Source organism: Sphingobium sp. SG1 (assembly GCF_057063145.1).
Window position 1 is genome coordinate 106489 of record NZ_JBVVOJ010000012.1, and the last position, 15190, is coordinate 121678.

20 protein-coding genes are annotated in these 15190 nt (G+C 64.8%); 12 read left to right on the forward strand and 8 right to left on the reverse strand.

Annotation, left to right across the window (positions count from 1 at the left end; all coding sequences use genetic code 11):
• Positions 1 to 17: 17 nt before the first annotated feature.
• A complete protein-coding gene (locus tag AC0KVN_RS21065; RefSeq protein ID WP_004208941.1) occupies positions 18 to 305 on the reverse strand; it encodes a BolA family protein in 288 nt (95 codons plus the stop codon).
• Between the two features lie 45 nt (positions 306 to 350).
• Here AC0KVN_RS21065 and AC0KVN_RS21070 point away from each other — a divergent pair, with 45 nt between their 5' ends.
• Positions 351 to 968 (forward strand): DnaJ domain-containing protein, encoded by a 618-nt coding sequence (locus AC0KVN_RS21070; RefSeq protein WP_435567774.1) that lies wholly within the window; start codon positions 351 to 353, stop codon positions 966 to 968.
• 114 nt (positions 969 to 1082) lie between these two features.
• Here the strand turns inward: AC0KVN_RS21070 and AC0KVN_RS21075 are convergent, their stop codons facing one another.
• Complete coding sequence (locus tag AC0KVN_RS21075) at positions 1083 to 1352, reverse strand: DUF1294 domain-containing protein (RefSeq protein ID WP_435567773.1); 270 nt, start codon at positions 1350 to 1352, stop codon at positions 1083 to 1085.
• A 320-nt stretch (positions 1353 to 1672) separates the two neighbouring features.
• Between AC0KVN_RS21075 and AC0KVN_RS21080 the strand changes: the two genes are divergently transcribed.
• The 5 genes from AC0KVN_RS21080 (at position 1673) to AC0KVN_RS21100 (ending at position 6864) form a co-directional block, all read left to right on the forward strand.
• Positions 1673 to 2965, forward strand: coding sequence for an Hsp70 family protein (locus AC0KVN_RS21080; RefSeq protein WP_435567772.1), 1293 nt, complete (start codon positions 1673 to 1675; stop codon positions 2963 to 2965).
• An 86-nt stretch (positions 2966 to 3051) separates the two neighbouring features.
• Positions 3052 to 4059, forward strand: a complete 1008-nt coding sequence (gene cobS, locus AC0KVN_RS21085; protein WP_004208944.1) for a cobaltochelatase subunit CobS — start codon at positions 3052 to 3054, stop codon at positions 4057 to 4059.
• A gap of 37 nt (positions 4060 to 4096) precedes the next feature.
• Positions 4097 to 4519 carry an OsmC family protein gene (locus AC0KVN_RS21090; RefSeq protein WP_313393649.1) on the forward strand — a complete coding sequence of 141 codons (423 nt, stop codon included), beginning with the start codon at positions 4097 to 4099 and terminating at the stop codon, positions 4517 to 4519.
• On the forward strand, positions 4516 to 6342 hold the full coding sequence (cobT, locus tag AC0KVN_RS21095; RefSeq protein ID WP_435567771.1) for a cobaltochelatase subunit CobT: 1827 nt from the start codon (positions 4516 to 4518) through the stop codon (positions 6340 to 6342). Before AC0KVN_RS21090 ends, cobT begins: the two co-directional genes overlap by 4 nt.
• 51 nt (positions 6343 to 6393) lie before the next feature.
• The gene (locus AC0KVN_RS21100) at positions 6394 to 6864 is read left to right on the forward strand and encodes a GreA/GreB family elongation factor (RefSeq protein WP_435567770.1); all 471 of its coding nucleotides are present in this window, start codon (positions 6394 to 6396) and stop codon (positions 6862 to 6864) included.
• Positions 6865 to 6960: 96 nt separating this feature from the next.
• Here the strand turns inward: AC0KVN_RS21100 and AC0KVN_RS21105 are convergent, their stop codons facing one another.
• The 3 genes from AC0KVN_RS21105 to AC0KVN_RS21115 form a co-directional block, all read right to left on the reverse strand.
• On the reverse strand, positions 6961 to 7452 hold the full coding sequence (locus AC0KVN_RS21105) for a Dps family protein (protein WP_004208950.1): 492 nt from the start codon (positions 7450 to 7452) through the stop codon (positions 6961 to 6963).
• A gap of 122 nt (positions 7453 to 7574) precedes the next feature.
• Positions 7575 to 8141: a TMEM165/GDT1 family protein gene (locus AC0KVN_RS21110; RefSeq protein WP_435567769.1), complete on the reverse strand. Its 567-nt coding sequence runs from the start codon at positions 8139 to 8141 to the stop codon at positions 7575 to 7577.
• An 11-nt stretch (positions 8142 to 8152) separates the two neighbouring features.
• Positions 8153 to 8476 (reverse strand): hypothetical protein, encoded by a 324-nt coding sequence (locus tag AC0KVN_RS21115; protein ID WP_435567768.1) that lies wholly within the window; start codon positions 8474 to 8476, stop codon positions 8153 to 8155.
• Between the two features lie 201 nt (positions 8477 to 8677).
• On the opposite strand from AC0KVN_RS21115, the gene rpmG reads away from it, so the two are divergent.
• Positions 8678 to 8845, forward strand: coding sequence for a 50S ribosomal protein L33 (gene rpmG, locus AC0KVN_RS21120; RefSeq protein ID WP_004208953.1), 168 nt, complete (start codon positions 8678 to 8680; stop codon positions 8843 to 8845).
• A 135-nt stretch (positions 8846 to 8980) separates the two neighbouring features.
• On the opposite strand, the gene AC0KVN_RS21125 is transcribed toward rpmG, so the two are convergent.
• Positions 8981 to 10867, reverse strand: coding sequence for a PhoX family protein (locus tag AC0KVN_RS21125; RefSeq protein WP_010338632.1), 1887 nt, complete (start codon positions 10865 to 10867; stop codon positions 8981 to 8983).
• Between the two features lie 149 nt (positions 10868 to 11016).
• A complete protein-coding gene (locus tag AC0KVN_RS21130) occupies positions 11017 to 11379 on the reverse strand; it encodes a response regulator (protein ID WP_010338631.1) in 363 nt (120 codons plus the stop codon).
• 68 nt (positions 11380 to 11447) lie between these two features.
• Here AC0KVN_RS21130 and AC0KVN_RS21135 point away from each other — a divergent pair, with 68 nt between their 5' ends.
• The 5 genes from AC0KVN_RS21135 to AC0KVN_RS21155 are packed head-to-tail and all read left to right on the forward strand — an operon-like array spanning position 11448 to position 14682.
• The gene (locus tag AC0KVN_RS21135) at positions 11448 to 11735 is read left to right on the forward strand and encodes a DUF3572 domain-containing protein (protein WP_037509952.1); all 288 of its coding nucleotides are present in this window, start codon (positions 11448 to 11450) and stop codon (positions 11733 to 11735) included.
• Entirely contained in the window at positions 11732 to 12388 is a 657-nt protein-coding gene (locus tag AC0KVN_RS21140; protein WP_313393640.1) for an HAD family hydrolase, read from the forward strand. The genes AC0KVN_RS21135 and AC0KVN_RS21140 overlap by 4 nt, the downstream gene beginning before the upstream one ends.
• Positions 12385 to 12852, forward strand: a complete 468-nt coding sequence (locus tag AC0KVN_RS21145; protein ID WP_007715324.1) for a RidA family protein — start codon at positions 12385 to 12387, stop codon at positions 12850 to 12852. The genes AC0KVN_RS21140 and AC0KVN_RS21145 overlap by 4 nt, the downstream gene beginning before the upstream one ends.
• A gap of 43 nt (positions 12853 to 12895) precedes the next feature.
• Positions 12896 to 13552, forward strand: coding sequence for a glycerophosphodiester phosphodiesterase family protein (locus AC0KVN_RS21150; protein WP_435567831.1), 657 nt, complete (start codon positions 12896 to 12898; stop codon positions 13550 to 13552).
• On the forward strand, positions 13549 to 14682 hold the full coding sequence (locus AC0KVN_RS21155) for a GNAT family N-acetyltransferase (protein WP_435567767.1): 1134 nt from the start codon (positions 13549 to 13551) through the stop codon (positions 14680 to 14682). Before AC0KVN_RS21150 ends, AC0KVN_RS21155 begins: the two co-directional genes overlap by 4 nt.
• On the opposite strand, the gene AC0KVN_RS21160 is transcribed toward AC0KVN_RS21155, so the two are convergent.
• Entirely contained in the window at positions 14683 to 14979 is a 297-nt protein-coding gene (locus AC0KVN_RS21160; RefSeq protein ID WP_029547874.1) for an SEL1-like repeat protein, read from the reverse strand. It lies immediately after the preceding gene.
• Positions 14980 to 15190: the final 211 nt, after the last annotated feature.

Here is a 15190-nt window from a genome sequence, read left to right on the forward strand (position 1 = left end):
GGCTCCTGTCGTTGGGGTCAGGCTTCTCCGGGCGCGCGGGCCTTGATCGCCAGGGCATGGACCTTGTCGCGCAGCAGGTCGGCGAGCGCGGCATTGACCAGGCGCTGGCGGGCGACGCGGCTCTGGCCGACGAACCGTTCGGCGACGATCTCCACGGTGAAATGGCTTTCGCCCGAGCCGTCATGACCGGCATGGCCGCGATGCTTTTCGCTATCGTCGATGACGGCGAGATGGGCAGGAGTCAGGGCGGCGCGCAGCCGCGCCTCGATTTCGGTGGCGACAGGGCCTTTGAGGTCGGTGGTCATGCGCCCTATATAGGCTGCTTTGCCAGCCATTCCATCAGGACAATCTTGAGCAGCGATCCCTTCTCGACCCGTCGTTTCAACCGTTTTCACGGCCGCGTGGAAAGCGACCGCCCCTGCGCCGTGCCCGGTTGCCCGGAACCGGGCGAATTTCGCGCGCCATTGCAGGATGGCCACCGATCGCATCACGAGGGGCCGCAATGGCGCTGGCTGTGCCTGGACCATGTCCGCGCCTTCAACCAGGGTTATAATTTCTTCACCGGCATGAGCCCGGAGGAAATTGCCGCGGCCCAGCGCCCCTATGCCGGCTGGGAGCGGGAGACCCGCGCCTTTTCCAGCAATGCCGCCAGCCCGCCGCCCAAATGGTCGGACTTCCAGGACCCGCTCGATGCGATCGGCGCCAAGTTCAAGGAGCGGGTCGCCAAGGCGCGGGCCGATGCGCAGGTGCGGCAGGACGGCCAATTTCTGTCATCCGAGGACCGCAAGGCGCTGTCGGTGATGGGCCTGCCGATCGACGCCGACCGCAAAGCGCTGCGCACCCGCTATACCGAATTGCTGCGCCGCTATCATCCCGACCATAATGGCGGCGACCGCACCAAGGAGGGGCAGCTGCAGAATGTGATCGAGGCCTATGGCCATCTGCGCAAGGCACCGGTGTTCGCTTAGGCAGGTTCGCCGCTAGAGCGTTTTCCAATCAGGTGAATCACCTGATGACTCGGAAAACGCGCCGAAAAGGGAGCATAGAGCAGTCGAGCCGACGCAGTCGGATCGGAATCTGCTCTATAACAGGAACCAGCCGATCAGGACGCCGACCTGCACCACGGCGATGACCATCAACTGGGTCGAGAAGGGTTCCTTGCGCGTCTTGTGACGGAACAGATGGCGGGCAGCAAAGGCACCGGGCGTGCCGCCAATGAAGGCCAGCATCAGGAGGTTCGCCTCCGGCACGCGCCGTTCGCCGGCGATCGCCTGCATCTTGTCCGCCTTGAACATCAGCATGGTCCAGCCGTTGATCGCCAGGAAGAGAATGGTGAGGATGACAATAAGCATCGAGCATCCATGGCCCACCCGTTTTAACAAGCGGTTTCCGTCCAATTGCCGATAGTTCAAAATAGGAAGAAATTACGCTTAACTTCGCATATTTCCCGCACATTTTGACATTTAAATTCCAACATCCGTAATTTCATTACAAGAATTTTGCGACAATCGACGATGGGAAAGAGCCGGTTTCGGCATAGCATCCTGGCCCGCCTGTAGGACAGTCACGGGACCGGCATCGGCCGCAGCCGCGACAAGGAAGCATTTTGCTCGCTATTGCAGCAAGGCTATAGCCCTGCCATAGGCGCCGCCCCCTTCCCCCGGAGACATATATGCAGACCCCGCCCCGCGCCCTGGGCCTTGATTTCGGCACGACCAACAGCGTCGCCGCCATCGCCGATGCCGGCCAGTCGGAGCTGGTCGAATTTGCCGGCGCGCAGGCGACCGGCGCGGTGTTCCGGTCGGCCCTGTGTTTCTGGCATGACAGCCATGTGAAGGGCGGCATGGCGCATGAAGCCGGCCCCTGGGCGATCAGTGAATATCTGGAATTTCCCGAGGACAGCCGGTTCCTGCAATCCTTCAAGTCGGTGGCGGCCAGCCCGATCTTCGAAAGCGCCAGCATCTTCGAGAAACGCTATCGCTTCGAGGAACTGGGGCAGATGTTCCTGGGGCGGATGATCGGCCATGCCGGCGGCACGCTGGACAAGAGGCCCGAACGCATCGTCGTCGGCCGGCCGGTCGAATATGCCGGCGCGCGGCCCGACGAGGCGCTGGCGCGGCAGCGCTATGACGCGATGTTCGCCAGCTTCGGCAGCGAGATCCATTATGTCTATGAGCCGCTGGGCGCCGCGTTCAGCTATGCCAGCCGGCTCGACAGCGCGGCGACCATCCTGGTCGCGGATTTCGGCGGCGGCACCAGCGACTTTTCGCTGGTACGGGTCGAGGCGCCGGGCGCGGCGCGGCGCTGCGTACCGCTGGGATCGGCGGGCATTGGCCTCGCCGGTGACCGGTTCGACTATCGCATCATGGACCAGCTGGTGCTGCCGATGCTGGGCAAGGGCGGCGCCTACACCTCCTTCGGCAAGGAGCTGGAGATACCGCGCAGCTATTTCGCCGATTTCGCCGACTGGTCGCGCCTGGCGCTGATGCGCAACCGGCGGACGATGGACGAGTTGGCCAAATTGCAGAAGGCGGCGCGCGATCCCGCCGCGATCGGCCGGATGATCACCGTGATCGAAAAGGAACTGGGCTATCCGCTCTATGACGCGGTCGGCGCGCTGAAGCGGGCCCTGTCGGACGCGGACAGCGCCACCTTCCGCTTCGAGGGTGGCGGCATCAGAATCGAGACCGAGGTAGCGCGTGCCGATTTCGAGCGCTGGATCGCGGCCGACATCGCCGCGATCGAGGCGACCGTCGACAAGGCGCTGGCCAAGGCCAATGTCGCCCCGGAAAGCATCGACCGGGTGTTCCTGACCGGCGGATCGTCGCTGATCCCGGCGATCCGCGACATCTTCTTCCGCCGTTTCGGCCATGACCGGATTGCCACCGGCGGCGAGCTGACTTCGATCGCCCATGGGCTGGCATTGGTCGGACAGGAGGCCAATCTGACCGAATGGGCCGCTTGATCGCCGGACGCCGAGCCCCCACTGTCTCGACACACCCTTGCCCGATCGTTTAGGGCGAGAGTGACTCGCAGGAAGATGATGACGACATGACCGACATTTCCAACATCCAGCCCGATGCCCGTTCCGAGACGCTGATGGAGGCGCCCGACCGCGAAGTCGATGTGCGCGAGATGTTCGGCATCGACATCGACATGAAGGTTCCGGCCTTTTCCCAGGCCGACGAGCGCGTGCCCGACCTCGACCCCGCCTATGTGTTCGACCCGGACACGACGCTGGCGATCCTGGCCGGTTTCGCCTTCAACCGCCGCGTCATGGTGCAGGGCTATCATGGCACCGGCAAGTCGAGCCATATCGAGCAGATCGCCGCGCGCCTGAAATGGCCGTGCATCCGCATCAACCTGGACGCGCATATCAGCCGCATCGACCTGGTCGGGCGCGACGCGATCGTGCTGAAGGACGGCCAGCAGGTCACCGAATTCAAGGAAGGCCTGCTGCCCTGGTCGCTGCAGCGCCCGGTCGCCCTGGTGTTCGACGAATATGATGCCGGCCGCCCGGACGTGATGTTCGTGATCCAGCGCGTGCTGGAAACCGACGGCAAGATGACCCTGCTGGACCAGAATCGCGTGATCCGGCCGAACCCGCATTTCCGCCTGTTCGCGACCGCCAACACGGTCGGCCTGGGCGACACGACCGGCCTTTATCATGGCACGCAGCAGATCAACCAGGGCCAGATGGACCGCTGGAACCTGGTGGTGGCGCTCAATTACCTGCCCGCCGCGACCGAGGCGCAGGTGGTGCTGGCGAAGTCGGGCGAATATGATCATGAGGGCGGCCGCAAGGAGGTCGAGAGCATGATCAAGGTGGCGGAACTGACCCGCCAGGGCTTCATCAACGGCGATATCTCGACCGTGATGTCGCCCCGCACCGTGATCAGCTGGGCGCAGAATGCGCTGATCTTCAAGGATGTCGGCTTCGCCTTCCGCCTCTCCTTCCTCAACAAGTGCGATGAGGCGGAACGGCCGCTGGTGGCGGAATATTATCAGCGCGTCTTTGGCAAGGATCTGCCCGAGAGCGTGGCGAGCCGGGCGAACTGAACCTTCGCACGGCCCCTTGAACGAAAGGGCGGAACCCATGATCGTCGTCGAACGGATCGACCCCACAGGCGGCAGCGCGCACCGGATCAGCATCCGGGGGCATGAGATCGTCGCCGACATGTCGGCACCCGACGGCCATGACGCCGGGCCGGACCCGCATGACCTGTATGATTCGGCGCTGGGTGCCTGCAAGGCGATGACCATGCTGTGGTATGCCCAGCGCAACGGCATTCCGGTCGAGAATATCCATGTTGGCGTGGTGCGCGATGCGAGCCAGGAGCGGGCCGGCATCTACAAGCTGACCACCCGCATCGCCGTGACCGGCCCGATGAGCGACGAGCAGCATGACAAGCTGATCGCGGTCGCGGCCAAATGCCCGGTCCACAAGCTGATGAGCGAGGTCGAGACCCAGATCGAAACCATCGCCGTGCCGCGCGTGAACGATCCGGAGGGCCGGTGAGCGAACGTTCCCCCCTGGACGCCTTCAAGGATGTGCTGGCCGGTACCGCGCGGGCGATGACGCGCGACATGGAGGTGGAGGTGAGCTTCACCGCCGACACGCCGCACATGGTGGGCAAGGCGATCAAGGTGCCGACGCCCAGCCGCGCTTTGCCCGCCGATCAGGTGGCACTGGCGCGCGGCTTTGCCGACGCCAATGCGCTGAAGCTGCGCCACCATAATGCCAAGCTGCACAATGCGATGGCGCCGGGCGAAGCGGTGGCGCGCGCGGTGTTCGACGCGGTCGAGCAGGCGCGGGTCGAGGCGATCGGATCGCGGGCGCTGGACGGCGTGCGCGCGAACCTCAATGAGGCACTGGCGATGCGCCTGAAGTCCGATCCGATCCGCCGGGCGCGGGCGGCGGACGAGGTGCCGCTGTCGACCGCGCTGGCGCTCAAGGTGCGCGAACGGCTGACCGGCCAGGCGGTGCCCGAGGAATTGCGGCCGGCGATGAAGCTGGTCGACCAGTGGATCGAGGACAAGGCGGGCACCGATCTCGACGCGCTGGGCCTCGCCATCGACGACCAGCGCGCTTTCCAGAAGCTGACCCAGGCGATGCTGGAGCATCTGCAGCTGGTCGATGCCGACGTGCCGCCCGAAACCGACGACCCCGAGCCCGAGGATGAGGGCGAGGACAAGGAGGAAGAGCAGGAAGAAGGCGATTCCGGCCAGGAGGAATCGGGCGACAGCGACATGAACGCCGAGGCCCGGTCCGAGGACCAGGGCGGCGAGACCGAAGAGGGCGACACCGACTATAGCGAGGAGTTCGACGCCGACGCGGAAGACGGCGCCGATGATATGGGCGAGGAAGGCATGATGCCGGTGCGGCCCAATCGGCCGACATCCGACCTGCCCCCCGGTTTCGACTATAAATCCTATACCCAGAAGCATGACGAGGTCGTCACCGCCGACGACCTGTGCGACGAGGATGAGCTGAACCGTCTGCGCGGTTTTCTGGATCAGCAGCTTGTGTCGTTGCAGGGGGCCGTCACCAAGCTTGCCAACCGGTTGCAACGGCGGTTGATGGCGCAGCAGCTTCGCTCGTGGGATTTCGACCAGGAGGAAGGGATTCTCGACGCGGCGCGGCTGGCGCGAATCGTGATCGATCCGACCCGGTCGCTGACCTACAAGATCGAGCGCGACACCGAGTTCCGCGACACCGTCGTCACCCTGTTGATCGACAATAGTGGCTCGATGCGCGGCCGGCCGATCAGCATCGCCGCGATCAGCGCCGACATCATGGCCCGCACGCTGGAACGCTGCGGCGTGAAGACCGAAATCCTCGGCTTCACCACGCGCGCCTGGAAGGGCGGACAGAGCCGCGAGGACTGGCTGGCGGCCGGGCGCCCGCCGATGCCGGGACGGCTCAACGACCTGCGCCACATCATCTACAAGAAGGCCGACGAACCCTGGCGCCGGGCGCGCAGGAATCTGGGCCTGATGATGCGCGAAGGGCTGCTGAAGGAAAATATCGACGGCGAAGCGCTGCTATGGGCGCATGCGCGGTTGATCGCGCGGCCCGAGGAGCGGCGCATCCTGATGGTGATTTCCGACGGTGCGCCGGTCGACGACAGCACCCTGTCGGTCAATAGCGGCACCTATCTGGAACGGCATCTGCGCCAGGTGATCGACTGGATCGAGAACAGGTCGCCGGTGCAGCTGGTGGCGATCGGCATCGGCCATGACGTCACCCGCTATTATCGCCGCGCCGTGACCATCATGGACGCCGAACAATTGGGCGGCACGATGGTTGAACAGCTTGCGGGCCTGTTCGACGAGGATTGACCGGCCACCTCGGCCCATCGTCCCGCATTACTGAAATTCTGGAGAGGCAAGATGAGTGTCGCCTTTCGTCGCGAAAGCGACGATGAGCATATGGAGCCCAAGTTCGAGCTGCCGATCCCGCCCGGCCCCAATTGGGTCACGGCGCGCGGATTGCGGCTGACGCAGGAACAGGTAGCGGCGCTGGAAGCGATCGATAGCGCAGCGATGGACGAGGAAGCTGCCAAGAAGCACAAGCGTGTGCTGCGCTATTGGCGCACGCGGCTGGCGACGGCGGAACTGCGCCCGACGGCCGATGGCGAGACGGTCGCGTTCGGCACGCGGGTGACCTATCGGCTGAACCGCCAGGAAAAGACCGTGGCGATCGTCGGCGACGACGAGGCCGATCCGCATGAAGGGCGGATCAGCTTTTCCGCGCCGCTGGCCCGCGCGATGATGGATGCCGAGATGGGCGAGGCGGTCGACTTTGCCGGCAAGGACGGTGCGATCGAGATCGTGTCGATCGGGGTGGTGGACGAGGCGTAGCGCTTTACGCTTCTCGACAGGCTCGAAGCGAACGGCTTTTAGGCAATCGCATATAGAAGGGCCTCCCGGTGACGTGCCGGGAGGCCTTCTTCAGATTCAGGCGCCGCGGGCGGCTTCGAACAGGAACCAGGCGCGCTGTTCGGCCTGGTCGGTCCAGTCGTCGACAATGCCTTCGGTCGCATTGTCGCCCGCCTCGGTCGCGGCGGCCTTCACCGCGCGGAAGGTTTCGACCAGCGCCAGATTGTCGTCGCGCAGTTCCTTGAGCATGTCGGCCGGGCTGACGAAATCGGCGTCATTGTCCTTCACGCTCTGGTGACGGGCGACGTCGCCGATCGAGCGCAGCGTGGTGTTGCCGGTCTTGCGCACGCGCTCGGCAATCAGATCGGTCACGCCCAGAATCTCGGTCGCCTGCTCGTCGAACATCAGATGATAGTCGCGGAAATGCGGGCCTGAGACGTGCCAGTGGAAATTCTTGGTCTTGAGATAGAGGGCAAAGCTGTCGGCCAGGGCGCCGTTCAGGGCCTCGGCGACCGACTTGGTGGCGTTGCTCTTGAGGTCGGTGGGCGTCTTGAGATCGGGGGCGGTCATGCATTGTCCTCCTGTTGGGGCGGAATTGATTTCGGACATATAATGATTGTCCGTCAATAAGGTGCCCCCGCAAGTCGGAAATCTTTGGGCAATTTATCGGTCAGGCTGATGAAGGGAATCGATCAGAGCCGGCCGATCGCGCTCATCGCCATGCCCGCACCCGCCAATATGGCGATGCCGCCGCCGACCAGGCGAATCGCGCGCACCGGCAGCACGGAAAGGAACCGGTCGCGCATCAGAATCACCGGCACGCTGGCGGCGATCACGCCAATCGCGCCGCCGATCGCGGCCAGCGCCGGGTCGGCCGTGCGGGTGGCGATGCCCAGGATCAGGAATTGCGGACCGTCGCCAAAGCCCAGAATGAAGACGCCGAGCGCAGTGGTGAGGAACGGCCCGATACGCCAGTCGTCGAGCGTGTCGGGCATCTTCACCGGCCAGAGCAGGCCGACGCCTAGGAACAGCAGCGACAGCGCCATGAACAACAGCCGTGCGTCATGGCCCAGCATCGGCCCGATCCAGGCGCCCGCTGCCGCGGACAGGGCGGCATTGACGATGGCGGCAACGGCGACGCCGGCGATGATCGCCCCGTCGCGTTGATAGCGATGGGCGAGCGCCAGCACGAGCAACTGCCCCTTGTCCCCGATTTCCCCGAACAGGCAGCCCAGCAGGGCGATCAACAAGGCGTCCATTCCAAATCCCGTCAGGCGTGCAGGCGATGCACCGTAGCGGGCGCGGCGGCCGACGGCAAAATATTGTCGAGCGGCGGCAATTCGTCGGCGATCGCGTCCCGCATCCGGTCGAGATAGGAGAGGACGACCGAATCGAGCCCATCGAGCGAGAGGACCGACTGGAGCGTGGCGGCCAGGTCGCCGACGCTATCGACGCGGAAGGCGCGGGCGATATGACGGATCTGGTCGACCTCGTCATGCAGGCGCGGCACCGACACATGGCCGCGCTGGGCGGCGAGTCCGTCGACCCGCCGCAGCAGGTCCGCCAGAATCGCCAGTTTCGGATCATGTCGCATGGAGCCATCTCCCTTCATCCGTGCCCCGCCCGACAGCATGCGCGCATAGGATTAAAGGGCCGTAAAGCCTGTTGCGCAGCCTCCATTGGGCGCGCGAGCCTTGACATCGAGGCGAATCTGCCCCAAGGGGCACCGCTGAAACGGGGCGGTCCGACAGGGCCGCTTTTCTTTTTACGCTATTTCAAGACCAGGGACCAAGCCATGGCCAAGCCGGCAACTGTCAAGATCCGCCTCGTCAGCACGGCTGACACTGGCTTCTTCTACGTCACCAAGAAGAACCCGCGCACCACGACCGAAAAGCTGAGCTTCAGCAAGTATGACCCGGTCGTGCGCAAGCATGTCGAGTTCAAGGAAGCCAAGATCAAGTAAGCCGCTGCGGGCTTCGCGCCCGCGCGCCTGATCTTTCGGCACCGAAAAAGGCCCGCCCCTGTTGGGAGCGGGCCTTTTCCTGTTGGCATGCGAGCCGGAGAGGCCCCCGATCCGAAGATCGGGAGCCCGATGTCGTCAGTTGCCGACCGGCTGGCCGTCGGTACGACGCACCACGATGGTCGAGGAGCGCGGCTGCTGCCCCGCCACCGGCCAGTTGCCGGTCGGATGCTGGATGTTGATGAAGAAGTTCTTGAGGTCCGGCGTATAGGCAATGCCGGTGATCTCGCAGCCCGCAGGGCCGACCAGGAAGCGCTTGGACTGCTTGCTGGTCTGGTCGATATAATACATCGAATTATTGCCGAAGGCGCCGGTCATGTTGGTGGCAGCGCCGTTCAGCGTGCCGGCATTGCCGGTCAGATTATGGTCGGTCTGGACCCACAGGCGGCCCTGGGGATCGATGCGGATGCCATCGGGGCTGGAGAAATAGTCGCCGCTGATATTGCCCTTGAGATTATCCTCCGCGAGCGCGGGGTTGCCTGCCAGCAGGAAGATTTCCCAGGTGAAGGCGGTCGCCAGCGGCGAGTCGCCATTTTCGCGGAACTTGAGGATATGGCCATGCAGGTTGGTCACGCGCGGATCGGCAGCGTCGGTGACGCGGCGGCCGCTATTGTTGGTCAGCGTGACGAAGATCGCCTGCTTGTTGGGCGCAACCGTGATCCATTCCGGACGGTCCATGATGGTACCGCCAGCGACGCGGGCGGCCGACTGGGTGTTGACCAGCACATCGGCCTGGTTGGTGAAATTGACCGTCGTCGGGGTCGGCGGCGTGGTCGACTGGCTGACATTGCCCGGATCCTGGGCACCCGCGACCAGACCATTTTGACCCTGGACCAGCGGACGCCATTCGCCCGTGCCGTCGGCATTGAAGCGCGCGACATAGAGGGTGCCATAATCGAGCAGGTCGGTGTTGGCGGCACGATTGCTGCTGCTGAAGGCACGGTCCGGCACGAACTTGTAGACGCAGCCCGGCGTCGAATCGTCACCCATGTAGAAGGCTACGCGGTTGTTGGCGTCGGTCATGTGGGCGACATTTTCATGGCTGAAACGGCCGAGCGCGGTGCGCTTGGTCGCGGGGGCCAGTTCCTGGAACGGATCAATCTCGACCACCCAGCCATAGCTGGTGTTGGGCTGGGTCGGGTCGAGATAGTTGTTCGTCGTTTCCTCGCAGGTGAGGTAGGTGCCCCAGGGGGTGCGGCCCGACGAGCAGTTGTTGAGCATGCCGCGGATCGTGCCGGGCAGGACGCCCGCAGCAGGGCCGCCGACGCGATAGTCGGTGTTGCCGCTGTAGCGCTTGTTATATTTCGAGCCGGCCTTGACCGCGAACTTGCCGTCCGTGCCCTTGGTCACTTCGACCACGGCGATGCCGACGGCCGAGAGTGCGATCGCCTTCTGATCGGCGGTGGCGGTCGACGCATTATAGCTGCCGCTGGAGAAGAGGATGTTGTAGTCAGGCAGTTCAAAGTTGATCGCGAGCAGGCCGCCGCTGTTGGCGTCGGTGCCGGTCAGTTCGAAATATTCCATGCCGTCATGATTGCCGCCGGCCCAGGCCGCGGTCTGGCTGACGCTGGTCGGGAAGGTGCCGTTGGCAAAGGCGGTGCCGGCTTCGACCAGATCGCCGGCCTTGAGCAGCACATCGACAGTATAGCCCGACGGCACGGTCACGGTGTCGTTGGTGTTGATCGCGACCGAGGTGAAGTTGATGCCATAGCTGGGCGTCGGAGTCGGCGTGGGGGTGGGTGTCGGCGTCGGCGTGGGTGCCGGCGTGCTGTCGTCGTCATCATCGTCGCAGGCGGCGAGCGCGCCGAGCATCGGCAGCACGGACAGGCCCAGCAGGCCGTTCTTCAGGACGGAGCGGCGGCCCGGATTGGCCGCGACGATGGCTTCCAGGCTATCTTCGCCCGAAACAATCTTGGGCTGCGCATCGCGGAAGGCCGCGCGCGCCTCGTCGGTCAGATGAGACATGATAAAATACCCCTGTGCATCCGAGCGTCGGCATGACCGCCGCGCCCTTGGCGCGCATGACGTGACAGAGGAGGATGACGCGCAAACTGCGCTATGATGTCAGAGCAGCGACCGAATGATGACGCATCAGTGACGCTGTTGCCGGCCGGTTACAGCAGCGCGTTCACCTGCTCGACGAACCGCAGCACCGAAATCGGCTTGGACACATAGGCGTCGGCGCCGGCGGCGCGAATACGATCCTCGTCGCCCTTCCCGGCATAGGCGGTGACCGCCATGATCGGCACCGCCGACAGGCTGTCATCGCCCTTGAGCGACACGATCAGGTCATAGCCGCTGACATGGGGCAGATGGATGTCGGTGATGACCAGATCCGGCACGAATTCGCGCGCCTGCGCCAGCACGTCGCGGCCATCGCGCAGCGGCAGCACGTCATGCCCGTGCGCGCGCAGCAGGTCGCAAAAAAGTTTCAGATTGAGTTCGTTGTCCTCGACAACGAGCACGCGCTTTGCCACGAGTCACCCGCGTTCCAGAGAAGCCCCTTGGTGCGCGCCTATAGCCGCCCATTCCGCGAGAGCCAATCATGCGACCCGAGACCCAGAATGGCAAGCCGGATAGCGCCGCCGATGCCGAAATTTTGGCATTAATGGCAATGGGATGGACGCTGAGCGATGGTCGCCGGGCCGATCGGCTGCTGGCGCTGACCGGACTGGATGCCGATGCACTGCGCGCCGGGGTCGGCAATCGCGCGATTTTGGGCGCGGTGCTGGCCTTTCTGGCCGACCATGAACCCGATCTGGTTGCCTGTGCCGAGGCGATCGACAGCAGCCCGGCGGCCCTGATCGCCGCGAAGGAGAATCTGAGCCGATGAGCCGTCCGCTGATCATCACCGACTGCGACGAGGTATTGCTGCACATGGTCGTGCCGTTCCGCCACTGGCTGGACGAGACACATGACGTGCATTTCGACATGCGCGAACAGGGTTTTGCCGAGGCGCTGCGCCACAAGGATAGCGGCATTCCGCTGGAACGCGAACTGGTGTGGGAATTGCTGATCGCCTTTTTCGATACCGAAATGGCGCGCCAGACCCCGATCAGCGGCGCGGTCGAGGCGCTGCACCGGCTGGCACAGATCGCCGACATCGAGGTCCTGACCAATATCGGCGAGCGCCACCACCAGCTGCGCATCGAACAGCTCGCGAGCCATGGCCTGCACCTGCCGGTCCATTGGAACCATGGCGGCAAGGGGCGCAAGCTGGCCAATATCCTGGCCGAGCGCCAGCCGAGCTGCGCCCTGTTCATCGACGATCTGGGCGAGCATCATGCGTCGGTCGCGCGTCATGCGCCCGATGTGTGGCGGCTGCACATGGTCGGCGAGCCCGAGATCGCCGGCGACATCCCGGTCGCGGACAAGGCCCATGCCCGGATCGACGATTGGGCCAGCGCCGAAAAATGGATCATTGCCCGTCTGGCCGAAGGGCCGGCACCCGCTATTTCAACGCCCCTGAATGGAGCCATTGCATGAGCATCGACGCCCGCCTTGCCGAACTCGGCATCACCCTGCCCGCCGCCGCCGCGCCGGTCGCCGCCTATGTGCCGGCGGTCGAGGTCAACGGCCTGCTGCATATTTCCGGCCAGATCGCGCTGAAGGACGGGCAGCTGATGACCGGCCGCCTGGGCGAGGACCGCGACCTTGATTATGGCGTCGAGGCGGCGCGTGCCTGTGGCCTGAACCTCATCGCCCAGATGAAGGCGGCGCTGGGCGGCGACCTCGACCGGGTCGAGCGGATCGTCAAGCTGGGCGCCTTCATCGCCAGCGCCCCCGGTTTCACCGACCAGCCCAAGGTCGCCAATGGCGCGTCGGAACTGATGGTCGCGGTGTTCGGCGAAGCCGGCAAGCATGCCCGCAGCGCCGTCGGCGTGCCGGTGCTGCCGCTGGGCGCGGCCGTCGAGATCGACGCGATCGTGCAGGTTCGCCCCGCTGCATAAGCGGCCGGACTGGCTGACCACCCGCCCCTTCGCCCATCGCGGGCTGCATCGGGCGGGCATCAGCGAAAATGGCATGGCGGCGTTCGATGCCGCCATCGCCAGGGGGCTGGGCATCGAATGCGATGTCCAGCTGAGCCGCGACGGCCGGCCCATCGTCTTTCATGACGCCAGCCTGATGCGGATGACCGGGCAAGCGGGCGCCGTGGCGGATCGCGATGCGGCAGAACTGGACGCGCTGCGCCTGCCCGATGGCGGCGCAATCCCGCGCCTCGCCGCACTGCTGGACGCCTGTATCACGACGCCGCTGCTGATCGAGATAAAGGTCGAGGGGCGCGATGTCGCGCCAATCTGCGCCGCGGTGGCAAGGACGCTCGACGGCCGCGATCAGCCGGTGGCGGTGATGTCGTTCAACCCGCTGGCGATGCGCTGGTTTGCGCAACATCGGCCGGACATGGTGCGCGGACTGGTGAGCAGCAGCCAGAACAAGGGGCGGCTGCGCGCGCTTTTCGACCGCACCCTTGCACTTTGGCTGGCCAATCCCGATTTTCTGGCCTGTGATATCCGTGACTTGCCCTTCCGCTTCGCCGCTGCCGCCCGTCGCCGGGGATTGCCGGTGTTGAGCTGGACGGTACGCAGCGCGGCGCAGCGGGCGATCGCTGCGGCCCATGTCGACCAGATCATCTTCGAGGGACCAGCATGAGCGAATTTGTCGCGCGCATCGCCGGTGGCGTCGCCGACCTGCCCAGGGCGCAGTGGGATGCCTGTGCCGGCAGCGCCAATCCGTTCGTCAGCTGGGATTTCCTGACCGCGCTGGAACAGTCCGGAAGCGTCGGGCCGGGCACCGGATGGCAGCCGCTGCCGATCGTCATCGACGGGCCGGACGGGACGATCGCGGCCGCCGCGCCGCTCTATGCCAAGACCCACAGCCAGGGCGAATATGTGTTCGACCATGGCTGGGCCGATGCCTGGGAGCGGGCGGGCGGCCAATATTATCCGAAAATACAGATCGCCGCCCCCTTCTCCCCCGTGCCCGGCCCCCGATTGCTGCTGCGCGATTCGACGCTGGGGCCGGCGCTGATCGCGGGAATCGAGACTTTGGTCGAGCGCAACGACCTGTCATCGGCGCATGCGACCTTCGTCGATCCCGACCAGATCGCGCTGTTCGAGGCGGCGGGCTGGCTGATTCGCGAGGACAGCCAGTTTCACTGGCACAACAGGGGCTATGCCGGGTTCGAGGATTTCCTGACCGAGTTGTCGAGCGAGAAGCGCAAGAATATCCGCAAGGAAAGGCGGCGCGCGGTCGAAGGGCTGGAGGTCGTCCACTTGACCGGACGCGACCTGACCGAAGCGCATTGGGACATATTCTGGGATTTCTATCAGGATACCGGCGCGCGCAAATGGGGCAGGCCCTATCTGACCCGGTCCTTCTTCTCGATCCTGGGCGAGACGATGGCGGACAGGATATTGCTGATGCTGGCGCTGCGCGAGGGCCAGGCGATTGCAGGCGCACTGAACCTGATCGGCGAAGACACGCTCTATGGCCGCTATTGGGGATGCCGCGAGGACGTGCCCAACCTGCATTTCGAGCTATGCTATTATCAGGCGATCGATGCGGCGATCGCGCGCGGGCTCGACCGGGTCGAGGCGGGCGCGCAGGGCGGCCACAAGCTGGCGCGCGGCTATGCGCCGCAGCCCACCTATTCGGCGCATCATATTCCCAATGCGAGCTTTCGCCGGGCGGTGGCGGGATTCCTCGACGCCGAGCGGGAGGAAGTGCAGCGCGACCGTCTGTGGCTCAATGAAAGAACGCCCTTCCGCAAGGAAGGCTGATCAGGCGGCGCGGACTTCGGTCGCGACGATCCAGGCGCGGGCCTGGCGCTGAGCTTCGGCAATCTCGCGCGCGGTCATTTCCTCGGCGATCTCTGCGCGCATGCTCTGGCCGGCTTCGCTGCCGCCACGAGCCGCAAGGTTGAACCACTTATGCGCCTCGACCAGGTCGATCGGCATGCCCCCGGTGCCGCAGCTATAGGCGACGCCCAGTTCGAAACAGGCCTCTGCCGAGCCGTGGGCCGCACCGGCCATACGACTATCCATCAAGAACTGCGCACTTTTGAGACTATTTGCCATGATCTTCCCCTGTATCCCTAACCCAATGTTCCAACCTTTGGTTTGCGAGTGGGGGCAGAATGCCCGGCAGGCCGTAAAAAATGGTTAACGACAAAATCGGCATATTTGCGCAGTTTGCCCGAAGCTGCTGGATGCGGCAGGGTTAATGCCCGGTGGGCGATGACAGGTGGGCGATGAGGGGCGGAAATAAGCGCGTTGGGGCTGGCGCCGC